Annotated in this window: 2 rRNA genes (1 of these 2 cut by a window edge); both read left to right on the forward strand. The window is 54.7% G+C overall.

Going from position 1 to position 1941, the window contains the following annotated elements:
• Positions 1 to 1585, forward strand: a 23S ribosomal RNA gene (locus tag P4U43_RS17455) (it extends 1666 nt beyond the left edge of the window).
• Between the two features lie 172 nt (positions 1586 to 1757).
• Positions 1758 to 1874: ribosomal RNA gene (gene rrf / locus P4U43_RS17460) — 5S ribosomal RNA — on the forward strand.
• Positions 1875 to 1941 lie beyond the last annotated feature (67 nt).

Here is a 1941-nt window from a genome sequence, read left to right on the forward strand (position 1 = left end):
CACCCAAACCATTTTCCAGTGCCCTTCGGGGTCCGTGTTGATGGGGAGCGTGGGACCTGATCTTGGGAGGTAAGCGTATTAACAGGTGTGACGCAGGAAGGTAGTCGGGCCGGGCGATGGTTGTCCCGGTCTAAGGATGTAGGAGGGACCATAGGCAAATCCGTGGTCCTGGTTTTGATACCGTCTCTGAGACCCGATGGGCCCCGCTTTTTGGTGGGGATCCGATGATCCTATGCTGCCTAGAAAAGCATCGGCGTGAGGTTCCAACTGCCCGTACCCCAAACCGACACAGGTGATCAGGTAGAGAATACTAAGGCGATCGAGAGAATTATGGTTAAGGAACTCGGCAAAATGCCCCCGTAACTTCGGGAGAAGGGGGGCCCCAACCGTGAACCACACTTGCTGTGGGGAGGCGGATCGGGGCCGCAGAGACCAGGGGGAAGCGACTGTTTACTAAAAACACAGGTCCGTGCGAAGTCGCAAGACGATGTATACGGACTGACTCCTGCCCGGTGCTGGAAGGTTAAGAGGACCGGTTAGCTCACTTGTGGGCGAAGCTGGGAATTCAAGCCCCAGTAAACGGCGGTGGTAACTATAACCATCCTAAGGTAGCGAAATTCCTTGTCGGGTAAGTTCCGACCTGCACGAATGGAGTAACGACTTCCCCGCTGTCTCAACCATAAACTCGGCGAAATTGCACTACGAGTAAAGATGCTCGTTACGCGCAGCAGGACGGAAAGACCCCGAGACCTTCACTATAGTTTGGTATTGGTGTTCGGTGTGGCTTGTGTAGGATAGGTGGGAGACTGTGAAGCTTGGACGCTAGTTCAGGTGGAGTCATCGTTGAAATACCACTCTGGTCACTCTGGATATCTAACTTCGGCCCGTAATCCGGGTCAGGGACAGTGCCTGATGGGTAGTTTAACTGGGGCGGTTGCCTCCTAAAAAGTAACGGAGGCGCCCAAAGGTTCCCTCAGCCTGGTTGGCAATCAGGTGTCGAGTGTAAGTGCACAAGGGAGCTTGACTGTGAGAGAGACATCTCAAGCAGGGACGAAAGTCGGGACTAGTGATCCGGCGGTACATTGTGGAATGGCCGTCGCTCAACGGATAAAAGGTACCTCGGGGATAACAGGCTGATCTTGCCCAAGAGTCCATATCGACGGCATGGTTTGGCACCTCGATGTCGGCTCGTCGCATCCTGGGGCTGGAGTAGGTCCCAAGGGTTGGGCTGTTCGCCCATTAAAGCGGTACGCGAGCTGGGTTTAGAACGTCGTGAGACAGTTCGGTCCCTATCCGCTGCGCGCGTAGGAAATTTGAGAAGGGCTGTCCTTAGTACGAGAGGACCGGGACGGACGAACCTCTGGTGTGTCAGTTGTACTGCCAAGTGCACCGCTGATTAGCTACGTTCGGATGGGATAACCGCTGAAAGCATCTAAGCGGGAAGCCTGCTTCAAGATGAGATTTCCATACACCATTTGGTGTGAGAGGCCCCCAGCCAGACCACTGGGTTGATAGGCCGGATGTGGAAGCGAGGACTAACGACTCGTGAAGCTGACCGGTACTAATACGCCGATAACTTGACACCACACAAAACACGAATGCTACGCGTCCACTATGCGGTTCCCAACCAATAACACCGGTTACCAGGGAACACACAACACAATATTGACAATTACGTACAACTACACTGAACAGTTGTAACCACATACTTCCCACCCCACCACCGCTCACACCGGTACGGGGTCGGGTACAAGGGTTACGGCGGTCATAGCGTGGGGGAAACGCCCGGTCCCATTCCGAACCCGGAAGCTAAGACCCACAGCGCCGATGGTACTGCACCCGAGAGAGTGTGGGAGAGTAGGACACCGCCGGACAACACTTACGGAAAGGCCTCACCTTCACGGTGAGGCCTTTCCTGCTTTAAACCCACACCAACAACAC

It is taken from the genome of Arthrobacter vasquezii (genome assembly GCF_029455255.1).
Taxonomy (GTDB): Bacteria; Actinomycetota; Actinomycetes; order Actinomycetales; family Micrococcaceae; genus Arthrobacter_D; species Arthrobacter_D parietis.